Origin of the sequence: Pseudoduganella sp. OTU4001 (assembly GCF_038440195.1) — a bacterium.
GTDB lineage: Bacteria > Pseudomonadota > Gammaproteobacteria > Burkholderiales > Burkholderiaceae_D > Rugamonas.
Map to the genome: position 1 here is coordinate 23,303 of NZ_JASATG010000027.1, position 26,459 is coordinate 49,761.

The following is a 26,459-nucleotide window of genomic DNA, read 5'->3' on the forward strand; positions in this document are numbered from 1 at the left end:
AGTGGACATTTCTTTCCCACCAGCAGCCAGCAGTAACCTTGTTTTAGCGCAAACGCTGCTGTGCTCGTAAGTGCCACCATTGGTCGGGCTAGCCTTGACTAATGGTGACATCATGCTAAAACGACCCACCGCGCAGGCCGGACCAAACCTTTGGCACTTCTCCGCCCTGTCCTGGGGCACATCAATCCTGCTGCTCTCGCTGTTCGCAATGCCGATCTCCCTCAACCAGACCGGCCTGCGCCTGCAGCTATGCCTGGCTGTCGCCCACTTCGCCGGCGTGATCTACCTCTGGCGCCTCGCATCCCGTAGCGGCAACCCCGAGCGATTGATGGACACCGCCCTCGTCACCCTCATCTTCATCTACCTCGTCCCGCTATGCATGCTGGTCGCCCCCGTCATCGTGCTCTCCGCATACGCACTGCCGCCACCTGCATGGCAGACCACCGCCACTATCCTGACGTTCGCCTGCGCAGTGCTCGCAGCGATCCGCATCTGGAACACCGCCACAGATAAAGACACCGGCTGCCGCTTCGAATCCTTCCTCTCCGACGAGCTGAAAGACAACGTCATCACCACCCGCTCCATCAGCACCTTGCTGACCTACGTTGGCCGCCACGCCACCGGCCCAACCCGCATCGACGGATGGTCAATGACCGCCGCAGTCATCGCCGGCGCCCCAATCCTCGCATCCACCATCCGCTACGACAAATCCAGCTCCAGCCTCGCACTCTGCGCCCTCATCACCACACCAATGGCCATGCACGCCTTCTCCCGCATGGTCGTGCACACCTACCTATGGATCTACCGCCTGGCCCGATTCGAACGTGAAGTTGGCATCAAGATCGTCATCAACCTCCGGAGCTGACCATGGACAAACTGCTGCACCACTACGAGCTAGAGCTTGGCCGCCTGCGCCACGCCACCCGCCAATACGCCGAAGACCACCCAGAAACCGCAGCCGCCCTCGAACTGGGCCCGGACGCCAGCACCGACCCCGAAGTGGAACGCCTGCTGCAATCGGTTGCCCTGCTCAACGCATCCATGCAGCAGTCGATTGAAGAGAACCGAGGCGACTTCCACCGCGCCCTGCTGCAAACCCTCCAACCCCATTACCTCCAAACCATTCCATCACGCGGCATAGTTCAGATCGACACATCGTCAGCACGCGCGAACGAAATCAGCACCGTCAGCGAACTGCCGCGAGGCTCAGTCCTCCGCGCAGGCGAGCACAAATTCACCACCGCCTACAACACCAGCGTCACGCCATTCGCAGTAAGCAGCGCCAAATTCCAGTCAACAATCAACCTCCCCACCACGCTACGCTTGCCGAGCAATGCCACCTCAGCCCTGATCATCACGATTGAATCCACCGCCGGCAGCGCATCCTTCGACAAGCCCGCCCGACCAAAGCTGCGCATCTTCATAGACGGCACCCCGGAACTACGCTCTGCACTGCTTGACGCTATTCTCATGCGAAGCCTGTGCGTCTGCCTTGAGGTCAATACGACCTGGCTCCTGCTGGACCAATCCCCCTTCACCCCAGCCGGTTACACGGAAGAGGAATCCCTCCTCCCGCACCAACCCGGCCCGCAAAGCCAACGTCTCCTGACGGAGCTCTTCCAGCTACCCGAAAAATTCAGCTTCATTGACCTGGACCTGGCAGCCATATCAGCCCTGTGCCCACAAGGCTGCAGCAAAATCACCCTGCACATCGTGCTTCCCGCCTGCACACCATACATCCGCCAGGCCAGCGCAAGGAACTTCCAGCTAGCCTGCACACCTGTGATCAACATCTTCCCGCAGTCAGCCGAAGCGATCCGCCTGGATGGCCGTAGCGAAGCCTATCCACTCACACCAATGAAGCCAGGCTGCGATATCTACAGCGTTGAACACGTAGCCGCCCTGAACAAGGACGGCGATAAGACCTTCCCACCCTTCCGCGGCACGGAACACACGGCGCCAGGACCCTACTGGCAGATCGAGCATCAGGAAGGCTTCGCCCTCAAGTTCGTAGACCGTGAGCAGCGCCCAGTCAAGATGGAAACCGGAAGCGTGACCGCGCAGCTCAAATGCACCAACAGCGAAATCCTCCACCAGCCGTGCGAGCTCATATCCGAAGTCAGCGTCGGCAACTTCCCCATCCAGTTCCTGCACGCCCCCGGAGCCAGCAGCCACATATCCGACCCAGGCTTCCTATGCGAAGCGTTCTTCAGCGAAGCGACCTCCCTGCCGTCGCTCTGTAATTTATTACAGCTGCACGGCTGCAAATACACCGCATGCCTGAAAGGCCTGGTCGCCAAACCATCCACCACCTGGCTGCAACACCCGATGGGCCGCATGCACATGCACGGCACAGAATTCACCCTGATCGTCGACGAACCGGCATTGCGGGAACACAGCATCCACACCCTGGCCGAACTGTTGGCCCGCGCGCTGGCCGATAAGCTTCGCGAAAACCGCTTCGCACAACTACGCGTCGCCAATGGGGATGGCCAAGTGTTGTGCCAAACCAGTCCACGCGTTGGTTCACGTAGGCTGGCCTGACTATTCCTTTGGTTCCGGTAGCTCCGCATCCGCTAGGACTGGCTGAGGTATGATCGCCCTTTCGCCACGGTCAAAATTGCAAATGAAAGATGCAAGTCATACTTGGGAGTTCGCCAAGCGATTTCGTCGTAACGGCTTTGGATGGAAATCCGATTTGCCGATTTCCCGCCTCAAAGAGGCGTTAGCCGAAATTAAGCAATTTGTCCGCCCCGACCCGGAGCTGGCAAGCGAAGGCGCAATCCTGTTGTTGGAAAAGCTGTCACCAGCCCTGGGCCAGGTCGACAGTTCTTCCGGCGCCATGGGTTCCGCAGTGCGTCACGCGATCGCGACGCTCGTTCCCATAATCGCCAAACCAAAAGTCGGCGACCAGACTCGCCAACGCTGGCTGGAGCGCTTATGGAAAGCGTTGGAAGACGACGATATGGGCTACCTCGACGTCTTGGCCGACTATTGGGGTGAGCTGTGCGCGACTCAGGAAATGGCGTCGCGTTGGGCCGATAAATTCATCCCAGGGCTAAAGGATGACTTGAATGCACCAAAGGAGCGTTACAGCTACTTCAAGGCAAGCACACTGTGCCTGAGCGCCTTGTACGCAGCCAAGCGATATGACGAACTGCTGGACCTACTAGAATCGTCGAGGCTCAATTGGTGGCACGAACGTCGTTGGGGAGCTAAAGCATGGCTCGCCAAGGGCGATGTTGCGAAGTCGATCCAGTACGCCGAAGCCACCGAGCGTTCGAGTTGGGATCCCGGACATATCGCTGCCTTCTGCGAGTCCGTCATGCTCGATACCGGCCATACTGAAGAAGCCTATGCGCGCTACGCAATCGCAGCGGCAGACGGCACCACTAACCTGGCTATCTTCCGCTCCATCCGCAAGAAATACCCAGCGATGGATAGCGAGACCATTCTGCGTGACCTGGCGGCCAGCAAACCTGGGCAGGAAGGAAAGTGGTTTGCTGCCGCCAAAGATGCTGGCCTCTACGATCTGGCAATAGAGCTGGTCAAGCAAAGCCCAACCGATCCGCGAACGTTGATCCGCGCGGGGCGCGACTTTGCCCAAAGGCAGCCTGAATTCGCGCTTGCCGCCAGCTTGGCAGCACTCTCATACATCGCGCAGGGTGTGGGTTATGAGATCACCGGGATGGAGGTCTATTCTGCATGGGAAGCAGCACTTCAAGCTGGCACAGCGCTGGAGATGGATGAATCGCAAGTGAAAGCTGCACTCTATCTGGCGCTTCCGGAGGAGCCGCGTGGCCGAGCCTATATCGAATCTATGCTTGGATTCGTGAAGCGGGGCTGACGCACGTCGACAGAGTTTGCTTTACCTCAACGTCGGCAATCTTTACGCATGCCACCATAGGCTCTCGCGTCACCCAGACGAACGGAGCCTGCCGTGGACAACGCCCTGCTTAGCTTCTTCCTGCAAGATAAGGATCTGATCACAGATAACCGCCCGTTGCGCTTACGCCTCGCGCATCCTACGCAGATGCTGGAAGATGTACTGCTACCGCAGCATGTGCAGGGTACAGAATCCATTTGCGGAAGCCTGGAGTACCGCATCCTGTGCGTTTCGCTCGACGCGTTCATCCCGCTGAAGGAGCTGATCGCGTTGCCCGTTGCGGTCGATATCGTGACCGACCGCGGCGACCTGCGCAGTATCTGCGGCATCGTCACAGAAGCCCGCGCCGGCGACAGCGACGGCGGCCTGGCCAGTTACCAGCTGGTGATGCGCGATGCGCTGTCCATCATGGAAAAGCGCACCAACACGCGCGTGTTCCGCAACAAGAACGAAGTGGAGATTGTCGAAGTCATTCTGGATGAATGGCGCACGACCAATCCGATCATCGGCACTTGCTTCCGCTACGAGAAGGACGACCTGTTCGGCCACCAGCAATACCCGCAGCGCGAATTCACCATGCAGTACAACGAATCCGACGCTGCTTTTATCAAACGGCTGCTGAAACGCCGTGGCATTGCATGGTACTTCCGCGCTGATCAAAGCAACTCGCCATCGCATACGATGGTCCTGTTCAACCACCCGGACAGCCTGCCGCCAAACGCGGCCGGCGTAGTGCGCTATCACCGCGACGATGGCACTGAGGAGCGCGACTCGATCACTTCCTGGTGCGCGGTCCGCACTTTGCAGCCCGCCAGCGTTACGCGCTTCAGTTGGGATTACAAACGGCCACAAACCCCTGGCCTCATGTTCGCCACCGCCCAAGGCAACTCGAACCAGGGCGAGACTGGAAATCAAATGGCCGCCAGTCTGGATGATTACCAGGTCTTATCGCCGCATGCGGGCGACGATTACGATGACCTTTGCCAATTGGGCCAGCTGGCAATGAATCGTCACGACCTCGACGCCAAATGCTTCTACGGTAAGGGTAGCGTGCGAGAGATGTGCGTGGGGGAGTACTTCACACTGGAGGGCCATCCAGAGATTGATAGCCATTCTGGCAGCGATTGCGATTTTGTCGTGACATCGATGCACGCTTCTCTTTCCAACAATTTGAGCAAGGAGCTTGCGAAGAGAGTTTTCGGTCTTTTTGCGCACAATCGCTGGATTGAGGGAGGAGCACTTGCAGCGGAAAGTCGGGGGCGATATTTGACACGAAATGAGATTGCCTTTACCGCTGTGCGAAGGGATATTCAGATCACACCTTCGTACGACGCGCGGTTAGATATTCCCAATGTCCCAATGCAAAGTGCAATTGTTGTAGGGGCTGGCGATGATGAAGTCCACTGCGATGAACTCGGCAGGGTAAAAGTACGATTCCGTACAACTCGTGACTCTGACCACGAACATGCGCAAGGAGCGGGCGCATCTGAGAGCGATACGGACTCCTCCTGGATTCGAGTGGCAACTAATTGGGCCGGAAGCGGACCGGGGAGCACATATCAGTGTGGCGGAATACATTTACCGCGGGTGGGAGCGGAAGTGCTGGTTGCGTTCCTGTCTGGAGATCCGGATAGGCCGATTATTGTTGGCCAAGTGTTTAACGAGCAGGGGAAGCCGCCGGCACTAAGCAATGCTGGGGGACTGCCTGGAAATCGATTTCTTTCTGGCTTAAGGAGCAAGGAAATTGGCGGTAGCCAAGGTAATCGACTTCGCTTCGATGATACTAAAGGCGAAATCAGTGTGCAGATTGGAAGCGATCATGGATCATCAAAGCTAAGCATGGGCTTCATTACGCATGAACGATCGGATGGCATTGGAGGAAAACGTGGGGAAGGAATTGAGCTCGCAACTCAGTTGGCGGCTAGTCTGCGAGGTGAGAGTGGAGTGTTAATTGCGTCGGCTTCGTTCGAAAGTACGAAAAGCGAAGTCCTGGACGCTGGGCCGTGTTTGAGTGCTGCGAAACTGGCTCACGGAGTTCATCGACATTTGGCGCAGGTTGCAGAGAGGTCGTCCGAGGATGGTGGTGCTGAAGATTCGTTAGGTGGCATGGTGACGAGCCTGGAAAGGTGGCGTGAAGGCAGCCATGAAAAGGTTGTGGCGATTTCTTCTAGCAGTGGGATAGTCGCAGGAGCATCTGAGACGATTGTCCTGGCTTCGAAATTGGATCTGCATTCAAGCAGCGGTAGAGACACCAATTTTGGTGCAGGCGGGAGCCTATTTGCGAGGGCTGCCCAAGGCATTAGCGTCCTCGCCTGCAAGATCGGTATAAAGCTGGTTGCTGCCGGAGGTGACATCAAGATTCGATCTCAAAACGACAGTATAGAGATCACTGCATCGAAGAAGATCAAACTAGTCGCCAACGAGCAGATTGAACTCCATTCGCCGGCCATTAAGTTGATCGCTCAAGGCACGCAGGCTGATTATGGTGGTGGAAAGATCACCCAGCAGAGCAGTGGTTCGCACACAATAAGATCTTCCAAATTCGATCATTTGTCGGCCGGTGACGGCACTCCAGAAAAATTCAATGTTCCGAACACCGAAGTAACGCATGACCAGCAGGTTCAAGTGCTTGATCTGAAGACCGAGGAGCCACTGGCGAACCGCAGATATCGAATCAAGGTGGAGGATGGAAAGTCGTATGAGGGTGTGACAGACGAGCAAGGGCTTACGGAGAGGTTCAGAACTAAGGTGGCATTCGCTCAGTACGAAATTGAACTTATCGATTAGGTTGCCGAATGAACTCCCCGCTGCCTCCAAAAGTCAAAGCTGGCCAAGTCATGGCTACAGGCTATGCGACACCTAAGGAAGACAAGATCCCGCAAACATTACGTGTGCCGCCAAAGCGTGTGCTTCCAATTGTGTTTTTACCCGGGATTATGGGAAGCAATTTAAGAATGTCTCGGGAGCGTCAGCGGCAATTGAATCGAAAGAACAACATAGCTTGGCGCCCGGACCGGATTACAGAAGCATTGGGACTAATAAGCGCTGATCCGGCTATGAGGCAGTTGCAGCTTGACCCACTCACAACGGAAGTTGATTCGTACGATGAGGGCGAGGCTCCGACGGGCAACAATTCCGAGACAGCGCAAGAACGCCAAGCTAACGGCCGCGTCCGAGTAAAAATTCCATCGGGAGATTCGCTACTGCTTGTTGACGATCCACCGACGCAACATTCGGCCAGATCTAAAGAGGAGAAGGCTCTCGAGCGAGGTTGGGGAGAAATCTATTTCTCAAGTTACCGGCACATTTTGGAAACCTGTGAACAGGATCTGAATGGCCCAATAGCGGCGGGAGGGCTGACGAGAGTAGTTGACGTCGATCCAACGCAATGGGGCGCTACCGAGAGCCCAAAGCTGACTCCGTTGACAGATGAAGATCTGAAGAAGGCAGTGAAAGGTTGTTTGTTTCCCGTCCATGCGATGGGTTACAACTGGCTGCATCCGGCAGATAGCTCTGCCACCTTGCTCGCAAAAAGAATACAGAACTTAATCGATAAGTACTCTGCGCAGGGGCTTCAATGTAAGAAGGTCATCCTCGTCACGCATTCTATGGGTGGTCTAGTTGGTCGAGCACTTGTCCACCCTGAGATGGGAAACATGGGCGAGAAAATTCTTGGAACCGTACATGGAGTATTGCCAGCTGTAGGCGCGCCTGCGGCATACAAGCGCATGCGTTGTGGCTTTGAGGAAGGGCCCTTTGGGCTTTCACCTGCTCCTAAAATTCTCGGAAACTTTGGCTCCGAAGTGACGGCCGTTTTGGGGAACTCAATCGGCGGCCTGCAATTATTACCAAGCTGTGAATACGGCAATGGATGGTTGAAGGTGATGGCTAATGGAGTGGTACTCGAAAGTTTTCCCAAAGCCGGGGATCCCTATCGCGAAATTTATCAATTGAAGGATAGGTGGTTCGGACTGCTTCGTGACGAATGGTTGAATCCAGCAAGAAGCGATGTATCCAGTTTCAAGATGAGCTGCCAGAGACTTGAGCGCGCAAAGGCATTCCATTTGGCCATTGCCGCCACTTACCATCCGCAGAGCTTTGCGCACTATGGAGCAGATGCTCGTCGCCATTCCTGGGAGTCGATAACTTGGAACTTTGATTCAACACGGGTTCCAGCTCATTGGGAAAAGCTCGTGATCCGTTCCGACAGTCAACAAGGAAAGCTGATTTTAGAGGATCCGGAGGCGGTGCCTGGTGTGCACCAAAGCGTGAAGGTTTTTCTTGGTAAGTCGAGCGGCCCTGGCGATGAAACTGTTCCTGCAAAGTCTGCCGATCATCAATTTGTAAATGGCAAATTCAAGGGAATTTTTAGGCAGACAGGATATGAGCACCAAGCCAGTTACAGCGACACAAAGGCTGTTCTGTCGACGTTGTTCAGTATCGTAAAGATTGCGCTAACCATGGATTGGAATGAACCGTGAGTCGGCGTACCTCTGCAAGTGTGATCAAAGTCTGCGTAGCGGTCACCTTGATTTTTTCTTCGATAGTTGCATTCCAATCGGAGGGTGGCATGTTGAGCAAGGAAAACAGACTAAGCAATGTCTTCAGCAAAACAAAAAAAGTATGCATTGGACGTTTTATCGTCGATATTCCAGAAACGGCCGAAGTCGTGTACGGCCCAGCAAGGGTTCCGGTTGAGATCTCGAGACGGCCTTCCGAGGGCGCCAACCTGCACGCCGCTATTGAGGAAGCGGTAAGGGCTGTTGAGGAGAGAAGATGGCTTGCATTAGGTGAGCTGAAATCCAAGTCATCGCTTCTCGGAACAGTGATGGAGGGGATAGGTCCGAACCAAAAATTAGTCTTTTCAATTGGGCGTGGAGATACGGCGGCATATAACATTCAGTCCTTTGTCAGTGCCGGCAATGATCTGTTTCTGCAGGAGTACGAGGCTTACGGAAAAGAAGACGCCTATGAGGCGGTACGCAAGGCGAAGGAAATTGCATCTTTGCTTAGGTATCGAAGTGAGGAGGACATTCCTGCCGAGGACGGAATTTGTATTGATGGCGCATTCTTAGGTGAGCCTGCTAACTACATGGTTGAAGCAGTTTCACTTGGGATTCGCTTGAAGGAATTTGATGATGTGCATATGTCGATCCAGATGACTAAGAAGGACATTCGCATCGAGTCGGACGCACTGGAACCCCGTATTAGGGCTGCTGAGAAGGACGCGATCAAAGGTGGCCATGGACATTGGTACAAGCGAATCAAGTTCTTAAGAGAAGGGCCACGTCGGATCGGCGGCTGGGATGGCTTTGAAATTGCAGCGAGAAAGCCTTCGCAAACGCACGAAGAGGAGTCCCATGAGTTTGCCTACATGAGTCAAGGGGAGCCGAAAAATCCTTTTCTCCCAGTGCTCGACGTGCAGCTCCATACGGGCGTACACGATAACAAGATTGGCGGAACACTGCCGAGCATATCTGATGACGAAGCCATTTATCTTTGGGACAAGGTCCTCGGTTCGATTAGGCCGCGTCTTGTTCACGATAAATGATCAGCGTAGCGGCTGAATAGCCCAGCCGCCGCCTGCCTGTGTGCCACTAGGAGATCAAGATGCCAAACGTCATTCGCATAGGTGATCCAACATCACATGGTGGGACAGTTCTCGAAAGTAGTGCGCCTCAATTCCTTGTTTCAGGGCGCCCGGTGGCTCTCGTCGGTGATAAATGCTTATGTCCAATTCAAGGGCATCAATCGTGCACGATAGCGTCGGGGAATGCGAGCCACACCGTCAACGGCAAGTCCGTTGCGTATGACGGTGATAAAACCAGTTGCGGGGCGCGATTGATTTCGACCGTTCAGAATTTTTCGGCTACTTCGTAACGCCTGCTTTGCATTGATTAGCTGGCGCAAGTGGCACCAAAGATGGCAGCAATACTTGTATATCCACAGGTGTGCTGATTTATAACCTACTCGTCAGCAAACCAGCAAAAGATCTCCCACCCCAACGTGTTAGCGTCTCTCATCCGGACCCCGAACGCCGGATAGGCCCCGCTTTACGCGCGGCTTGCGTAACTATCGTTCATTAACCGAAGCAAAAATCTTTTGGGAAGCGATATGTCCACACGTAAAACACTAACAATCCTCCTGGCCACGCTGTTCTCCTCCTCCGCACTGGCACAAGAAGCACCCCCTGCAAACAGTATCGAAATAGGCACCGTCGACTCGGTCAAGAAAGGCTTCGCCGCGCAACACGCGAATGCCCGCTCCATGGTCGCACACTCGATCGCCGGCAAGCTGATCGCCGCCAAGATCACCGACTACTTTGAGCAAGGCGACGCGCTATCGATCTCCGGCACCGCGTTAGACACACCGAACTCCATCTTCATCCTGAAGGGGAACAAGAAGAAGCTATACGGCTACCTGGTCAACTACGACACCTCCAAAGCCTACGAGTTCACCACCAACCCTTCCGGCAAGGTCATGCTGACCGAAGTGCCGATCAAGAAAATCGTCCCCGACCTGGACCCTGACTTTCGCGACACCCGAACCCAGGAAGTGATCGCTGCAGCACCCGTCATCCACCCCGTCTACAGCCCGATGGCCAACCGCCAGGCCATCCACATTGGCCCTTACAACGGCGAAGACATCTTCAACCTGCAAAGCAAGCCCGGCAGCCCATGGGTGTTCTACCTGAACATCACCGCCGTCACCCGCAAAGGCGAGCTGCTGAATGGCGTGACCAAAGAACAGATGTACCGCGCCTGGCAATCGATCTCCGACCAGTACTCGATGCTGAACATGAACGTGACCACCAACGTCAACGTCTACAACGCCGCCAAGGCTGCCAACATCCTGCGCACAGGCGTGATCAACTTCGTCAACCGCGACGGCCGCTCATACGCCCCATTGCACTCCTTCGGCACCACATCCGCCGGCACACTGTTCCGCAATCCATCGGCAGGCTTTGATTACGGCTACGGCATCGGCATGACCGGCGCGCACGAAGTCGGCCACCAGATGGGCGCCAACCACGACCGCGGTACGCCAGGCGGTGAATACTTCGAAGGCATTCCCGCCTATCAGTGGTGCCCGATCATGGGCAATTACTGGTACGGCGCCAGCTGGGCGAACCAGCTCTTCACCTGGAGCAAAGGCGAATACACCAGCGCGACCAACTTTGAAGATGACCTGAACATCATGACGGTGGAAGAGTCGGTGCCCTACGTGGTGGATGACAATCCGACCTCGAAGCCCATCGTCTTCGGCGCCGGTGGCACAATCGACGCCGGCAGTAGCTTCGGCCAGATCGAACGCACCGGCGACACCGATACCTTCACCTTTACGCTCGCCTCGCCAGGAACGCTGAACCTGCGCATTGATCCGCTCGAGTACCTGCGCATGCTGGACGTGGATGCGACAATCTACAACTCGTCCAACGCAGTCGTTGCGCATAGCAACCTTGATGTGCATCGCTCTGCGGAATTCGTGAACTTGACGCTAGCTGCCGGCAGCTACCGCCTCGTAATCAAGGGCGGTGCGGAAGGTACACCGGCTAATGGCTTCTCCAACTACTCTTCGCTTGGCTATTACGGCATGAAGGGGATGTTGAGCGGATCGCTCGCTCTGGCAGGCCAGCCTTCACGCTAGTTCAACATCGGCCCAGCTATCCAAACAAATATATGGCTTGCTGGGCCCGTTAGCTCGAGTTGGTCCATCAGCCGCAGCAGGGCGTCGTCGGGACTGTCACGCAAGCTCATTGCCGTTCAAGCATCAGGCCACTACTTTGCGCGCAATAACCGTCGAGCCAGGATGGACCGCAGCTGACGCCTGGTATCGCAAATGATGTGGATATAGACGGTATCGCCGAGGACTTCATACACTATGCGGTTCATCCCGGCTATGACTTGTCGAAACTGGCCAATTTGCAGCTCGGAGACTTCGTCGGGAATCGCGCCGCCTAAGGGGAAGTCACGCAATGAGCGAATGGCAGTCTTAATCTGCAGATATGACGAATTCCAGGCATGCCTGCCGAAATTCTTGAGCACGTAGCGTCTTAACTCGATAAGATCCTGCTCGGCGCCAGCGAGCAGTACGATTTTCACAGATCGTCTTTCGAATCGAGTTCGGAGAACACATCCTCCGCATCGCGATATTCGCCGTTCTCCAGCTGTTGTTTGCCTAAAGCAAGTAGTTTAAGCATTGCCAGAGTTTCCTGATGTTCCTCATACGAACGGACGTCCATTACCACCAGCTTGGCTTCCCCATTCTGGGTTATCAGCATGGGTTCGCGGGATTCGGAGAGCTCTTTGATAACTTCCGCCGCATTGCTCTTCAGGTAACTGATGGGCTTGACTTGAGTTGAATACTTCACGGCAGAATCTCCTGGTGCATTGGACCGATTCTGGTCCTTTTTCAGTCCAAAGTCTAGATCATCAGGGACAGACGAACCAGTTCCCTAAAGCGGGAATTACTGCAGCCGAATGGCAGTATCAAATACCCACGTGCGACGGATCTCAATCACGTCATATTGACGTGCCAGGGCAGGTGGGAAGGCGCCAAAGGGCGCATGGCTCGCAATTACTTTCCGAATGGCTTCGTCGATTGCAGGCACGCCGCTGGAGACCACAAACGTCACCTTTTCTACCGAGCCGTCTGCGCGGATCGCGATAGTCACCATTGGAGGGACGTGACGCTGTTTCACAATCTCGCGAACCATATCGAACGCCATATTGATCTCGAACTTCTTGCTGATGGTCTCGGCATACTGAACAAGTTCAGCGTTCGGGTCGGCTCGGCCAAAGAGCCATCCTCGGCGTAGACCACTGACGGTAGGGAGCAGCGACTTCGAAGGATTCTTCAACGCCGCCTCGCGCTGGGCAGCTTCTTCATTGAGCTGCCTGCCGATTGCACGCAAACGCTCCTCGCGTTCAGCGTCCTGCTTGGCCTTCTCCAGTTGCGCCTGTTCTTTCTTCGCCTGTTCCAATCTCGCCGCATCTTGCTTGGCGGCTTCCTGTCGCGCGGCCTCCTGCTGCGCCTGGCGAGCTACTTCAAGCTGCGCTTGTTTCGCTTGTTCTTGTCTTGCAGCTTCCTTCCGCTCGGCCTCGAGGCGAGCTGCTTGTGCTCGCTCCAGTTCCTGGCGCGCCAACTCTTGCCGCGCCCGTTCCTGCTGTCTTGCTTGCTCCTGTTGCAGCGCTTCCCGGCGCGCGTTTTCCTGGCGAGCCAACTCAAGGCGCTCAGCCTCTTTTCGAGCTGCCTCGGCCTTCGCAGCTTGTTCCGCGCGCGCGGCCTCCTGGCGGACCTGTTCCTGCCGCAGCGTTTCGCGCCGCAGAGCCTCTTGACGGGCAAGCTCCTGGCGTGCGGCTTCAACCCGCGCCGCCTCGATTCGGACTGCCTGTTCAACGCGAGCAGCTTCTTGCCTGAGTTCCTCCTGCCGTGTTGCCTCGCGCTGGGTTTCAGCGATCAATTCGGATTGCCGCAACTTTTCGGCGACCTGCTTTTCCTGCTCGAGCCGGGTTTGCTCAAGAGCCCGCTCCCTGGCTTCCTGTTCGATCTTCTTTGGCGTCGCATCGGTCACCGTAGGCAATACTACTGGCGGTGCCGTTGGTGCCGTAGGCAGGGGGACGTCTGGCGTTTTCGCCGCTGGTGTGGCCAATTCCACGCTGGGTGCTGGCGTCGGTGCCGGCGGCCGTGGTGCGATCGGGGCCGCCACGGTTGCAGATGCCACAGCGCTCGCAATTGCCGGCTTGTCGACTGCTGGCAGCGTCACCGGAACCGTGGCAGGCGGGGGCTGGTCGACAGGAGCCGATTGTGGTGCCGACATGGGTGCCGGAGTCCGCTGCGCTGGAATCAGCAGGATTTGCAGATCGTTAGCTCCCATCCGCCTATCCGGCCAAGGGAATTTGAGGACTGGGAGTCCGAAGGTCTGCCCGCCAAGCGTAATGCTCAACAACAGCGCATGGACAATGGCAGAGATCACCACTGCGGTGCTCAGTCGCCACTGATCGCGCTGGGAGCTATTCAACCGGCCGATAGTCAATGTTGAGGACATCAGCACAGGCTATCACAAAGGCAGGCGCTATTGCTCAAATGTCAAGTGACAAGCGGCACGCGCAACAACACTCGACGGCATTGACGGGGGCAATTGAGCGTTCGGACCGTCGCGGCCCTGCTCGGCTTCAACAAGTGCACGGTGCAACACATCTTTCAGCTGCGCGGTTTGCAAGTGAGATGCGGCCGATCGGATTCAGGCCACGCGTTCAAGCCTTGCCGTTGGCGGCGACAGCGCCGAACCAGCGCCGGGCGACCGATATGTGCCGCGTAAGCGCTGGCCGCGAGGGCTGGGCTGTTTTGGCTCTGGTGATCGATTACCACTCCCGCGAACTACTGGGCTGGCATCTCTTCGCCTTTGGTTTTTGAATGATGAATGATCTGGGTGGATCCGACTAAGGCCAGCTGAGTTCAAATACGCGATTCAATTTGCGAATCAGTTAAACAGCGTTTGAAGGAGGCTGTTTGGGTAAGAAGCGACACCGCTTAAGTTTGAAACAAATCTAACTGAAGTGATCCTCGGATCAGTTATTGGTGTTGGTTTGGGAATTTCCGACATGTCAAAAAACAATATATTCTTCGCAGCATATGCGACGTCAAAACGTTTTTCAAGTCTTCTTTCAAACTCGGAACCAAGAGCTTGAGAAATATTTTTCCAAAGCTTTCTTTTGAGCTCAAACGAAAGATTAGATGCTCGTTCGATTTGATCAACAAGATCTAAGATACTTTTACCACTTGTCAATGGTTGCAACAATAAAGACGCTACAATTCCTTTTTGCGGTTCACGTACAGAAAGTTGTTCCAGCGAAAACTCGTGGTTTCTAATTGGTTTTGTTGTGGATTTGACTTCTACTAACATATTTGAATTAGCGAAATCAAAACGCTCATCGGCTGAGTCGTGCCAAGCTTCAAGAGCACGCGTGACGCTCGAGCTATTGGCAATAATCCAAAGTTCCGCCCAGAGTCCACTTGTTCGTTTCGAACTCGAATTGCTCAACGAGTAGAAAATCTCTATTAGCTTAGCAAGCTGAGATTCAATCTCATTTGTCGTTCTTTTAGATGGGAGAGAACGGATGACGGAGCCAAGGCACTTGACAAATAATTGGTGAAATTCCGAAGACCCGGCTGAGCAGTGCACCATCGCGAAGACGCCCTCCCGGTAGCCGCCCGCTAATTTTATCTTGCAGCGTACTTGGTAGTCGATTGTTATATGCCGGAGACTACGGCTCACCCGGTAATGAGAGGGACATGAATCCTCAATAAGAAAAACTGGTGCACCGTCTGCAGTACGAGCTAAGTAATCATTTCTATCGTCGCCGAGTCGGATAGCTTCAAATACCATTCCTTCCGATGGCGCCAATTCAAGAAACGCCTTAAAAAAATCAACCATTTTATTAACGCCTCTCAATGACGGTGCCCTTGCTCAGCGTTTTTGGTACATTTAGTGCAAACCAGGTAATGTTATGCATGTCGGCTTCCTTGTTGCCGCCGCGAATTACAGCGCCAAGATCGAATCGGCGTAAGTGCAAGGTGATACGATCGGCGGAATAAAAATGGCTATCATTTAGCGAGCCAGCGCTTTGGCTGAAATATTGGTTAATTGGGGCGTTGGGATGTCCGTCCGCCCAGCCTCTCCCCGCATCGCGCTTACGATAATTTGGTGCCAAGTTATTCATCAAATAAACATCTGTCACAAGTTCTGGCTTCTTGGAAAGTTGCTCTGCGATGCCAACCAACATTGCACCATGCTCCTCAGCATCAATCGGATCTTTTACTTCAATCCTTAACAGGAAATCCTCCAGCACAGCACTTAGTGGAACGGCTTCGATTATAAAGTTCGAAGAAGCACCTCGAGATTGTTTGAACCGATCATGACTGGATGCATTAATTGGCGCGCCGTATTTGGTACACCAAGAATTATAAACCTCCTCTAGCAGGTACCTATTCGCAACAACAGCCCCTTCGTCGCGATGCAATGCTCCTGGGACCATCCATTTATCGAAGTCAATTCTCTTGACGCGTAATCCCACAACGTTTGGTCGTGTCGGTTTCAGAATCTTGTTTAGTAGGAAGTCTCTGCGCCACTCTTTCAAAGGCCTTCCCCTCATGTCTTCTAGCCCCTTCCTAACAAACTCCTCATGCTCTACGTAATCAACAAACGCTTGATGGACATTTTGTTGGATGAACACACGGCATAGACCAAGATACGAAGACTTATATCCAAAGAAGCGTGCACGTTGTTGCAGTGTGTCAGCCGCAGGAGAACTTCCAAGTGGCCTCGGCATATAAGTACAGCATAGCCCTTCAACAGTGTAACCCCGGTCCAGTTTATTTCCACCAACTAATATCCAATAGGCAGTTTGCTTCCAATCGATATTTTTTTCAGCATCAGCAGTCGAATTGACTTGAACGCAATTGAGCTCCGTGAACACATCTTCAACCATCGCCTCTATTAGTTCAGGCAACGGCTTGATATCTGGAAACGTCTTTTTTAATGATTCGTATTCTTTCTTGAAGCGATGGATAATCACCCCCATGTCAGATTTCGAATTGCGTTCTACAAACTCTCTATGTGCTCGCAGACTTTGGTCCATCCAAATTTTGTACTGCTGATGGGATGTTGTGGCCTGTGAAGGGTGAACCATCATGGATCGGTTAATGTCTTTACCGCGTACATGTGTTAGCGCATGTTGAGAGGCCGAAAGCAGAAAGTACCTGAGTGCGCTCAAAAGACTTTTTTGCGCTGTCGAAATGGGATTATGCTTGGTGGGAACTTCATCCGGCGAAATTATTTCGATTAATTCCGAATTCGTGAAGAACGCCTTCCCTCCCGTATAGGCTCCGCCCGGAGTCACTAGCTCAGCAAAATTTGGGTCGAGCAAGTCAGTCCTTGCTAGCAAGAGATTTGCTTGCGGCGTTGCAGTATATTGCAAATATGAGTGATGAGGTAGCGAGTCTCGCACTGCGCGTATCCAGTTATAGATCGTGCTCCGTTCCTCTTTTGTTAACTCAGATTTCGTTGAGTTTTTTGAAGAGTACGTATTTAGACTTGCTTGGTCACCCTCATCATCAATGATAAGTACGGGAATCCGATCCAACATCAATTGACACAGAGTCAAATGCAGGTTTTCCAAATGGTCCTTTTGTTTCAGGACAGTTATTAGCACTGCTCGACGCTTCTTGGGGCTACGCTGCCAAGTTTCCAGGCGATTGACAATATTAGGGACCTGGCTCGTATTTGGGTTGGAGACATGATACCAAACCGCACCCTCATCAATGCCAAGGTCTTTCTTCAGACGTTTTTCCGATTGCTCTTTAAGGTTGGTTTTTGTTCCAGCCAATACGATCACAACGCCATAATTGTTATCTCGAGCCAATGACATTACGGTCTCAAAAGATAAGGTCTTGCCACTTTGGACATAACCTACGACAAGGCCAGTTTCCCTTCCCTCAGTTTCAGTCGGAGGCAAGCATCGTCCCAAAATTCGCTGTGCTTCGACGAGAACGCATTGCTCCCCTTCGCTAAGATCCTTATAGCTAGGCCCATTTGCGTCCCCTGACTTGCGTCGAAGAAATTCTTCAGTGAACTCGCCAGCAACAGGGAACCAACGAAGTGGTGGAATGGCTTTCTCAAGAACAGTAATCGTAGCTTTAGTCATTTAGGTCTCGCTAATCGCGCCTCGTAGTAGATCATTTAGAAAATGCAAGACAGTTTGGGGAGGTTCACCGGTTAAATCCTGCGTTAGCATCAAGGAAATACAAATTCCGCTTGCCAACTGCAGAAATAGCTCGATATTTTCGTTGGTAGATCCAATATATTTGGTTGAGAAGGGATGTGCTAAAGCTAACTCGATGGTTAATCGCCTATTTCTCGTTCCCCAATCAGTTTCAAACGATTCTTGTTTCGCCAAGGTTATCCAGTTCTCGTCGGATGGAGCAACAGTAGTCCTAAGCGTTATGATCCATATGGTTTTACCGTCATCGATCGTTACCGTTTTCTCCGAAGTAAGTGATTCGTCGACAGTGATTTCTGCTGGTATTTCTGCTGGCTCGACAGGATTACTTGTGGCATCTTGAATGATAGGCGCTACAACCTCTTCTATGTGCGTGGCTACGACGGAGGTTGCTTCGATCGCAAGTTGTTCGATCGTTTTCTTGGTCGGTAGCGTTCGGAAATTCTCTGCCTGATCCAATAGGCGAAGCGGGGCCTTTTGAATTTCGTCCTTTAACAAATCCAAGAACTCATCTTCGTATTCCTCCCACCTGAATCCATCTTTAGTATGACTAACGTCGAACCCATCGAGATGCAACTCGCCAAAAATTCGCTGATAAGGATAGCTTGTCGTGTGTTTGAAGATTTGCGGGGGACGATAAGTATTGTCGTGGCTCCCTTCAATTAGGCGATCGCGGCGGAAAAGTGCAAACCCTGCGAAAGTTGTGGATGCCTTTTCTCGCAGCGCTACAAAGCCGGAGACCCGCTGGCCTTGCCCAAAGTCGAGCTCAATTTCTTTCCTCCACTCAACTGGTGCAGTGTTGTTGTCCGCTTTCCCAACGGCCGAATAAGGAACTGCGCACAGAACTTTAGGTGGATGGTATTGCAGGTTCTCATCATTGTATTGAAGAGTGAGAATGCCCTTTCGAAGGAATACGCGATAGATGCTGGCTAGATGGTCTTTTATCTTGCTGACCGTGCGCCCCTTCGGTGGATGATGCAGTCTTCTTAAAGTGACTGTTGTGTAATGCTCACTCGCTAGCGTTACCTGCTGCGTTTCAGCGGACAATTTTTGCCTATTGTTTTCGACGATATCGTCGATATCAAAACGAACCGTACGTTCTACACTTTCACCTAGCGCTTTCGTTCGAACTGTCCAACTATTAGCAAACCAGCAAGCGGCACTCTTCATTCCCATACCGAACTCAGAAAGACCGGTTCGGTCTATCGGGACATGAGCAGGACGAAATGCCCTTGGAAAATCCTCAATGGCGATTCCTGCGGCGTTGTCAGAAATGATGATTTCGCCCTGTCCCGCCCCTGAGATCGTAATTTTAACGATCAGTTTGAAATCAGGACCGTGAAGAGCCTTGAGTTTCGATTCATTAGCTAAATAACTCTGAATCGAATTGTCGACAAATTCAGCAATTGCAAACCAGGGTTCGTAATTCAGATGTTTGAGCACCGAGAGCATTGTTACCTCTGGGCGGATCTCAATTTCAGTCATTTGAGCATTAACTACAGTGCTACCATCATTCATTCAAGAACCTTTGATCTAAGTTGGTGTGCGCTTTAGCAAAGATGAGGCCACAAGTTGCACGACCTTAGAGTTAACTGCATTTCCAAGAGCCTCGTAAGCATGAGAATTCAATTTTGGTAGTTCTGCAAGTCCGTCGAGGCATTGCAGCCGAGCGCATTCTCGTGGCGTCATATACCGCTTTTCCCAAGCGATGACGGGTACTTGAGTATCAGTCATCGCAACAAGGCTGGGCGCTGTACTGCGTCGTTTTACACGAACGCCAGAGGCGCGAAACTGCAAAACATATGACCATATGTTGCGCTCGCCCCCCTTTACATTCCACTCGAGTTTCTGCAGGCTTGATGGGAATTCAAGGATTCTTGGCAGCCAAGGATCAATCCACTCCTTATTTTCATGATAGAACTCTCGGTTCTGCCTAATAAAATCTATCTTCCATTTCGGGAATTTTTTCTGTGCGGTTCGTGCATGACTAGGTAACGCAGCCCAACGAGCATCTAGCCCGCGCAGATGCCCAAGTGGTTTTCCGTGGCTGCCTTTCATACCTAGAAGCCCGTCAGCGTCGAGCTTCTTAACACGTGCGTGAGGTGTCTCCTCTTCGTAGGGATATGTCGCCCCCCACTCCATTGACCACAAAGGGAATGATGGAAGTTCGACTTCTTTTGGACAAGCCATGATAAAGGCGTCCCAAACTTCGATACACTTCTGGAATTGAGGACTCAAGCGCTTTGCGTCACTTGGGTTGTCATCTAGTACCGATGTTATTGAAGTAGCTAAAGGAAAGTGGTCGGGCCATTTGAAGTCAACGAGCGGCTCTTTTGAACCGAGGATATAGACGCGTTCACGAATTTGCGGAATGCCAAAATTGTGAGGGGATAATTTTGTTGCCGTGATGTGGTACCCAAGGCCAGCAAGCCCCAATTCCTCTTGGATTTTCTTCCACGTCTCTCCGTCGTCATGCTTCAGGAGGTTAGGAACATTCTCGAGTATGAAATAGCGAGGCTTTTTTGCGTCAAGAATCTCTACAACATTGAAGAACAAATCGCCCTGCTTTGTGCATTCGAAGCCAAGTTGCTCCCCCGCCTTCGAAAAAGGCTGGCATGGAAATCCTGCTGTTAGAACGTCATGTTCCGGAATGTCATCTAAAGGCACTTGTGTGATATCACCAGCTGGAAGAATCCCGTGGTTTGTCTCGTAGAGTTTGCGTAAATGTTCCTTCCATTCGGCAGCAAACACGCATTCGCCACCCAAGTTTTTAAGGGCAACATGGAATCCACCAAGTCCAGCGAACAAGTCAATAAATCGGAAGCTCTGTTGTGTCTGAGCTGTATTTTTGGTGGTGTGCATCGACATACCTAGTAGCGCATGTTGGTACAACTATACTGTATATTTGTACAGTTGTGTGAATAATATGATTGCGAATTACGGATTAGGCGAAACTAAAGTGCAACTCGCTAAATGTCAATGCCAGAATGAAAAACTTAAACGCAGGCAACCACCTGCTATCCTAGCAATGTTTGGCCGTCAAACGAACTCTATGGCAGAGCAGTGTGTTTAGCTTGTTACTGGATCAAGCGTGTATAAAGAAAACGCCCGGCATGGCCGGGCGCCTCGGTTGCAGAACATCGGCTTTTACACGTCGATGTTACCTGCGCGCAGCGCATTGGTTTCAATGAAGTTCCGTCGCGGTTCCACATCATCCCCCATCAGCGTAGTGAAGATCTGGTCCGCAGCAATCGCGTCTTCAATCTGCACCTTCAGCAGGCGGCGGACGGTTGGGTCCATGGTGGTTTCCCACAGCTGCTCTGGATTCATCTCGCCCAGACCCTTATAGCGCTGCTTGCTGACGGTGCGTTCGGCTTCTTCGCGCAGCCAGTTCATCGCGTGGTGGAAGTCGACCACGGCGCTTTCCTTGGTGCGCTCGCCTTCGCCGCGGCGGATCACGGCGCCTTCGCCGATCAGGCCGGTGAAGGTGGCGGCGGCGTCGGCCAGCACTTTGTAGTCGGCGCCTTGCACGAAGTCGGCGTCGATCAAGGATACCTTGACGTTACCGTGGTGCAGGCGTTCGATGCGCAGGGTGTGCTTGTCGGTCAGCTCGTCGGTGGTGACGGTGACTTTCACGGCGCTGTCGTTGATGTTGGCTTCCAGTGCCTTGGCCGATGCGTGGGCGCTGTCCAGGGTGCCCAGGTCCAGCGTTACGCCGGTCATGATGGCGGTCAGCGCGGCGCGGTCGATTACGCGGGTCAGGCGGGTCATGATGGCGTTGGCCATGTTGTAGGTGCGGGCCAGTTCGCCCAGCGCTTCGCCCTGGATGACGTCTGCGCCTTCGCGTGGGGTCAGCACGGCGGTGTTCAGCGCTACGTTCATCATGTAGCCGGCTTCTTCGAGGTCGTCCTTCAGGTAGCGTTCATCGCGGCCGGCCTTCACTTTGTACAGCGGTGGCTGTGCAATGTAGATGTGGCCGCGCTCGACCAGCTGCGGCATCTGGCGGTAGAACAGGGTCAGCAGCAAGGTGCGGATGTGGGCGCCGTCGACGTCCGCGTCGGTCATGATGATGATGCGGTGGTAGCGCAGCTTTTCGATATTGAATTCGTCGGCGCCGATGCTGGTGCCCAGGGTGGCGATCAGGGTGGTGATCTGCTCGGAGGACAGCATCTTTTCGAAGCGGGCCTTCTCCACGTTCAGCACCTTACCGCGCAGAGGCAAGATGGCCTGGAACTTACGGTCGCGGCCCTGCTTGGCGGAGCCGCCTGCGGAGTCACCCTCGACGATGTACAGTTCGGACAGGGCTGGGTCTTTTTCCTGGCAGTCGGCCAGCTTGGCGCTCAGGCCCAGGCCGTCCATGATGCCTTTGCGGCGGGTCAGGTCGCGGGCTTTACGGGCCGCTTCACGGGCGCGTGCTGCTTCCACGATCTTGCCGCAGATGATCTTGGCGTCGTTCGGCTTTTCCATCAGGAAGTCGGTCAGCGTCTTGGCGACGATCTCTTCGACCGGGCCGCGCACTTCGGAGGACACCAGCTTGTCTTTGGTCTGGGACGAGAACTTTGGCTCCGGCACTTTTACGGACAGCACGCAGGTCAGGCCTTCGCGCATGTCGTCGCCGCTGATTTCGACTTTGGCTTTCTTGGCGAAGTCGTTCTCGTCGATGTACTTGTTGATCACGCGGGTCATTGCCGCGCGCAGGCCGGTCAGGTGGGTGCCGCCGTCGCGCTGCGGAATGTTGTTGGTGAAGCAGAGTACCTGTTCGTTGAAGGCGTCGTTCCATTGCATCGACACGTCCACAGAGATCGTGGTGTTCTGGTCGGACTGGCGTTCGCCGGTGGCCTGGAACACGGTCGGGTGCAGCACGGTCTTGGCTTTGTTGATGTATTCAACGAAGCCGCGGGTGCCGCCTTCGAATGCAAACACTTCTTCCTTACCGTTGCGCTGGTCGGTCAGCTTGATGTTGACGCCGTTGTTCAGGAAGGACAGTTCGCGGATACGCTTGGCCAGGATCTCGTAGTGGAATTCCACGTGGGTGAAGATCTCTTCGTCGGCCCAGAAGTGCACGTCGGTGCCGCGCTTGTCGGTTTCGCCGATTACTTTGATCGGGGAGGTCGCGACGCCGTCGATCATTTCGATTTCGCGGTTTTGGGCGACGCCTTTGACGAATTCCATCTGGTGCACTTTGCCGTCGCGGCGGATGGTCACGCGCAGCAGCTTGGACAGTGCGTTCACGCAGCTGACACCCACGCCGTGCAGGCCGCCGGAGACTTTGTAGGCGTTCTGGTCGAACTTGCCGCCTGCGTGCAGCTCGGTCAGCACGATTTCGGCAGCGGAGCGTTTTGGCTCGTGTTTGTCGTCCATCTTCAGGCCGACTGGAATGCCGCGGCCGTTGTCGGTGATGGAGATCGAGTTGTCGCTGTGGATGGTGACGTGGATCTCGGAGCAGTGGCCGGCCAGGGCTTCGTCAATCGAGTTGTCCAGCACCTCGAATACCAGGTGGTGCAGGCCGGTGCCGTCGGACGTGTCGCCGATGTACATGCCGGGACGCTTGCGCACTGCTTCCAGGCCTTCCAGGATCTGGATCGAGGAGGCGCCGTATTCTTCTGCTTTGGCCTTTGGTTGTTCGTTGTGGCTTTCGGACATGGACTGCTTTCTCTTTTAACGAATTTCTTCTTTAAACCGGTAAACCTGGGTCAGACCCAAATACGCGGCTTCGGCACATGCGGGTCTGACCCTTGGGTCAGACCCAGCCTTACCGGTTTTAAATGCGCATTGGCATTACGACGTATTTGAAGTCTGCGTTCTCGGGAATCGAGATCAGGGCCGACGAGTTGCTGTCGCCCAGGGCTACGTTCACTTGTTCGCACTTCAGGTTGTTCAGCACGTCCAGCAGGTAGGTCACGTTGAAGCCGATGTCTACGCTGTCGCCGCCGTAGTCGATTTCCAGTTCTTCGACTGCTTCTTCCTGGTCCGCATTGGTGGAAGAAATCTTCAGCGAGCCAGGGGTGATGATGCAGCGTACGCCCTTGAACTTATCGCTGGTCATGATCGCGGCGCGCTGCAGGGAACGCAGCAGCTCTTCGCGGCCGATGGTGAAGTTGTTGGTGTAACCCTTCGGGATCACGCGGGTGTAGTCAGGGAACTTGCCTTCCACCAGCTTGGAAATCAGCTCGATGTCGGCGAAGGTCAGCTTGACCTGGCTCGCGGCGATGTCCAGCGATACCGCATCGTCCGATTCTTCCAGCAGGCGTTGCAGTTCGATGATGGTCTTGCGCGGGATGATCACTTCTTCGCGGGCGAAGTTCTGGTCGGTCTCTACCTGGCAGAAGGCCAGGCGGTGGCCGTCGGTCGCTACGGCGATAACCTTGTTGCCGTCCAATACCAGCAGCAGGCCGTTCAGGTAGTAGCGGATGTCCTGCTGCGCCATCGAGAAGTGCACCATGTTGAACAGGTGCTTCAGGGTCTTTTGCGGCAACTGGAAGCTTGCGGTGAAGCTGTCGGCTTGTTGGACCGTTGGGAATTCTTCGGCGGCCAGGGTTTGCAGGGCGAAGCGCGATTTGCCGCTTTGGACGGTCAGGCGCTTGTTCAGCAGGGTCATGGTCACGTCGCCGGCTTCCGGCAGCGCGCGCAGGATGTCCAGCAGCTTACGCGCGGCTACGGTGGTGCCGGTGACGTCGGCACCCGAGCCGATGTCTGCGTGCGTGGTGATCTGGACTTCCGTGTCGGTGGAGAGGAAAGAGACGCTTTCGCCTTCCTTGCGGATGAGGATATTGGCCAGAATCGGCATAGTGTGCCGACGCTCGACAATACCACTCACAATCTGCAGTGGCCGGAGAAGCGTGTCTCGGGTGGTTTTGACCAGTTGCATAAATATCCTCAGTTAATGGGTTGTTACGTTAGTTCTTTTGTTAACTCGACAGTATATCAGTCTGGAACCGGTAAACCGGGGTCAGACCCAAGGGTCTGACCCCAATACGCGACGGTCGCGGGGCGGGTCCGACCCTTGGGTCGGACCCAGGGTTACCGGTTTAGCCTTTCAGTGTCTGCTCCAAAACGTGCAATTCGTGGTTGCACTCCGGGTTCTTGGTACGGTCCATGGCGATCTTGCGCACCGCGTGCAGCACGGTGGTGTGGTCGCGGCCACCAAACAGTTCGCCGATCTCCGGCAGCGATTTCTGGGTCAACTCCTTGGCCAGGTACATGGCGATCTGGCGCGGGCGGGCGATATTCGCCGGGCGGCGCTTCGAATACATGTCGGCGACCTTGATGTTGAAGAAGTCGGCCACGGTCTTCTGGATGTTCTCCACCGAGATCTGGCGGTTCTGTACCGACAGCAGGTCTTTCAGGGCCTCTTTCACGATGTCGATCGAGATGTCCTTGCCGTGGAAGCGCGAGTACGCCAGGATCTTGCGCAGCGCGCCTTCCAGCTCACGCACGTTGGAGCGCAGGTGCTTGGCGACGAAGAAGGCGACGTCGTCGTTCAGGGTCACGCCTTCGGACTTGGCTTTCTTCAGCAGGATCGCGACGCGCATTTCCAGCTCCGGCGGCTCGATCGCCACCGTCAGGCCTGAGTCGAAGCGCGAGATCAGGCGGTCATCCATGCCGGTGATCTCTTTCGGATACGTATCCGAGGTGATGATGATCTGCTTCTTGGCTGCGATCAGCGCTTCAAACGCGTAGAAGAATTCTTCCTGCGTGCGGGATTTCCCGCCGAAGAATTGAATATCGTCGATCAGCAGCATGTCCAGCGAGTGGTAATAGTGCTTGAAGTCGTCGAAGCCTTTGCGCTGGTAGGCGGTCACCACGTCGCGCACGTACTGCTCGGCGTGGATGTAGCGGATGCGGGCGCCTGGCTGGTCGGCCATCACCTGGTTGCCGATCGCGTGGATCAAGTGGGTCTTACCCAGGCCTACGCCGCCGTAGAAGAACAGCGGGTTGTAGGAAACGCCGGGGTTGTTCGCTACCTGGATAGCCGCAGCACGCGCCAGCTGGTTGGCCTTACCGGTAACGAACGATTCGAAAGTCAGGTCTGGGTTGATGCGGCTGTTTTCGCGGCCTTTCGGGTTCGAGTATTCGGCGGCGGCGGTTGGCGCAGCGGCGGCGGCCGGGGTCTCCGGGCGCAGGTCGGTCAGCGGGCCGGTGACAACAGCCGGTGCGGCGGGCTTTTTCGGCGCGTGGGTGCGTGGGTCCAGCACGAACTGCACCTCGATGGTGGTTTCCCAGTACTGGCAGGCCAGGGCCGTAATGCGGCTCGCGAATTGGGTTTTTACCCAATCCAGCTTGAACCGGTTAGGCGCGGCAACGCGCAGCTTGTTGTTCTCGAAGTCGAGAGGCACAAGCGGCTTAATCCAGGCACTGAATTGTTGCGGCGTCAGCTCAAGCTCCAACTGCGCGGAGCAGGTCTGCCAGAAAGTTTCCATGAATCCGTTCTATATGCAAAAAAGTGTGGGAGGGCGTTCGAATCGCCACACGTAACGCGCTATTCTAGCCGCTAAGTCGGAAGTTATCCACAGGTTAACCGGAATTTTTGCACAAGCGTGCTATGGTTGGCTTTTTTGCAACCAAACCGGTAACCCAGGGTCTGACCCAAGGGTCAGACCCATATACGCGGCTGCCGCAGGCTCGGGCCTGACCCGTGGGTCAGACCCTGGTTTCCCGGTTTTGGTGGTTGACACCGGACCCAAAAATCCTGATAATTCTGGGTTCCCCGCCCGTAGTCCGTGTTTTCGCAGATACGATGCGCGGATTTTAGCGGGCAGTGAGATTGGCGCAGTGCGCGAAATGTCATTGGC

18 protein-coding genes are annotated in these 26,459 nt (G+C 54.4%); 8 read left to right on the forward strand and 10 right to left on the reverse strand.

The genetic code is table 11. The features are described 5' to 3' along the window. The first annotated feature begins 112 nt into the window (after window positions 1-112). The 8 genes from AAHE99_RS20365 (at window position 113) to AAHE99_RS20400 (ending at window position 11,533) form a co-directional block, all read left to right on the forward strand. The gene (locus AAHE99_RS20365; protein ID WP_342119189.1) at window positions 113-865 is read left to right on the forward strand and encodes a hypothetical protein; all 753 of its coding nucleotides are present in this window, start codon (window positions 113-115) and stop codon (window positions 863-865) included. Between the two features lie 2 nt (window positions 866-867). Further along, on the forward strand, window positions 868-2,544 hold the full coding sequence (gene tssF / locus AAHE99_RS20370) for a type VI secretion system baseplate subunit TssF (protein WP_342119190.1): 1,677 nt from the start codon (window positions 868-870) through the stop codon (window positions 2,542-2,544). Window positions 2,545-2,593: 49 nt separating this feature from the next. Further along, entirely contained in the window at window positions 2,594-3,847 is a 1,254-nt protein-coding gene (locus AAHE99_RS20375) for a hypothetical protein (RefSeq protein ID WP_342119191.1), read from the forward strand. A 93-nt stretch (window positions 3,848-3,940) separates the two neighbouring features. After that, window positions 3,941-6,673 (forward strand): type VI secretion system Vgr family protein, encoded by a 2,733-nt coding sequence (locus AAHE99_RS20380; protein WP_342119192.1) that lies wholly within the window; start codon window positions 3,941-3,943, stop codon window positions 6,671-6,673. 8 nt (window positions 6,674-6,681) lie between these two features. Then, window positions 6,682-8,367, forward strand: a complete 1,686-nt coding sequence (locus tag AAHE99_RS20385) for an esterase/lipase family protein (protein WP_342119193.1) — start codon at window positions 6,682-6,684, stop codon at window positions 8,365-8,367. Between the two features lie 89 nt (window positions 8,368-8,456). Continuing rightward, on the forward strand, window positions 8,457-9,437 hold the full coding sequence (locus tag AAHE99_RS20390; RefSeq protein ID WP_342119194.1) for a T6SS immunity protein Tli4 family protein: 981 nt from the start codon (window positions 8,457-8,459) through the stop codon (window positions 9,435-9,437). 59 nt (window positions 9,438-9,496) lie between these two features. Further along, window positions 9,497-9,766, forward strand: a complete 270-nt coding sequence (locus AAHE99_RS20395; RefSeq protein WP_342119195.1) for a PAAR domain-containing protein — start codon at window positions 9,497-9,499, stop codon at window positions 9,764-9,766. A 234-nt stretch (window positions 9,767-10,000) separates the two neighbouring features. Continuing rightward, a complete protein-coding gene (locus AAHE99_RS20400; protein WP_342119196.1) occupies window positions 10,001-11,533 on the forward strand; it encodes a hypothetical protein in 1,533 nt (510 codons plus the stop codon). Window positions 11,534-11,664: 131 nt separating this feature from the next. Here the strand turns inward: AAHE99_RS20400 and AAHE99_RS20405 are convergent, their stop codons facing one another. From AAHE99_RS20405 to dnaA, 10 genes are all read right to left on the reverse strand, one after another. Continuing rightward, window positions 11,665-11,988, reverse strand: a complete 324-nt coding sequence (locus tag AAHE99_RS20405; protein ID WP_342119197.1) for a type II toxin-antitoxin system RelE/ParE family toxin — start codon at window positions 11,986-11,988, stop codon at window positions 11,665-11,667. Further along, window positions 11,985-12,257 carry a type II toxin-antitoxin system Phd/YefM family antitoxin gene (locus AAHE99_RS20410; protein ID WP_342119198.1) on the reverse strand — a complete coding sequence of 91 codons (273 nt, stop codon included), beginning with the start codon at window positions 12,255-12,257 and terminating at the stop codon, window positions 11,985-11,987. Before AAHE99_RS20410 ends, AAHE99_RS20405 begins: the two co-directional genes overlap by 4 nt. Window positions 12,258-12,353: 96 nt before the next feature. After that, entirely contained in the window at window positions 12,354-13,934 is a 1,581-nt protein-coding gene (locus AAHE99_RS20415) for a TonB C-terminal domain-containing protein (protein ID WP_342119199.1), read from the reverse strand. A gap of 435 nt (window positions 13,935-14,369) precedes the next feature. Continuing rightward, complete coding sequence (locus tag AAHE99_RS20420) at window positions 14,370-15,323, reverse strand: PD-(D/E)XK motif protein (protein WP_342119200.1); 954 nt, start codon at window positions 15,321-15,323, stop codon at window positions 14,370-14,372. Between the two features lie 4 nt (window positions 15,324-15,327). Next, a complete protein-coding gene (locus AAHE99_RS20425) occupies window positions 15,328-17,592 on the reverse strand; it encodes a Z1 domain-containing protein (protein WP_342119201.1) in 2,265 nt (754 codons plus the stop codon). Then, window positions 17,593-19,185 (reverse strand): ATP-binding protein, encoded by a 1,593-nt coding sequence (locus AAHE99_RS20430; protein WP_342119202.1) that lies wholly within the window; start codon window positions 19,183-19,185, stop codon window positions 17,593-17,595. 15 nt (window positions 19,186-19,200) lie between these two features. Further along, window positions 19,201-20,529 carry a DNA (cytosine-5-)-methyltransferase gene (gene dcm, locus AAHE99_RS20435; RefSeq protein WP_342119203.1) on the reverse strand — a complete coding sequence of 443 codons (1,329 nt, stop codon included), beginning with the start codon at window positions 20,527-20,529 and terminating at the stop codon, window positions 19,201-19,203. 285 nt (window positions 20,530-20,814) lie between these two features. Next, entirely contained in the window at window positions 20,815-23,310 is a 2,496-nt protein-coding gene (gene gyrB, locus AAHE99_RS20440; protein ID WP_342119204.1) for a DNA topoisomerase (ATP-hydrolyzing) subunit B, read from the reverse strand. Window positions 23,311-23,428: 118 nt separating this feature from the next. Then, window positions 23,429-24,535, reverse strand: coding sequence for a DNA polymerase III subunit beta (gene dnaN, locus AAHE99_RS20445; protein ID WP_342119205.1), 1,107 nt, complete (start codon window positions 24,533-24,535; stop codon window positions 23,429-23,431). A gap of 160 nt (window positions 24,536-24,695) precedes the next feature. Continuing rightward, window positions 24,696-26,087 (reverse strand): chromosomal replication initiator protein DnaA, encoded by a 1,392-nt coding sequence (gene dnaA, locus AAHE99_RS20450; protein WP_342119206.1) that lies wholly within the window; start codon window positions 26,085-26,087, stop codon window positions 24,696-24,698. Window positions 26,088-26,459 lie beyond the last annotated feature (372 nt).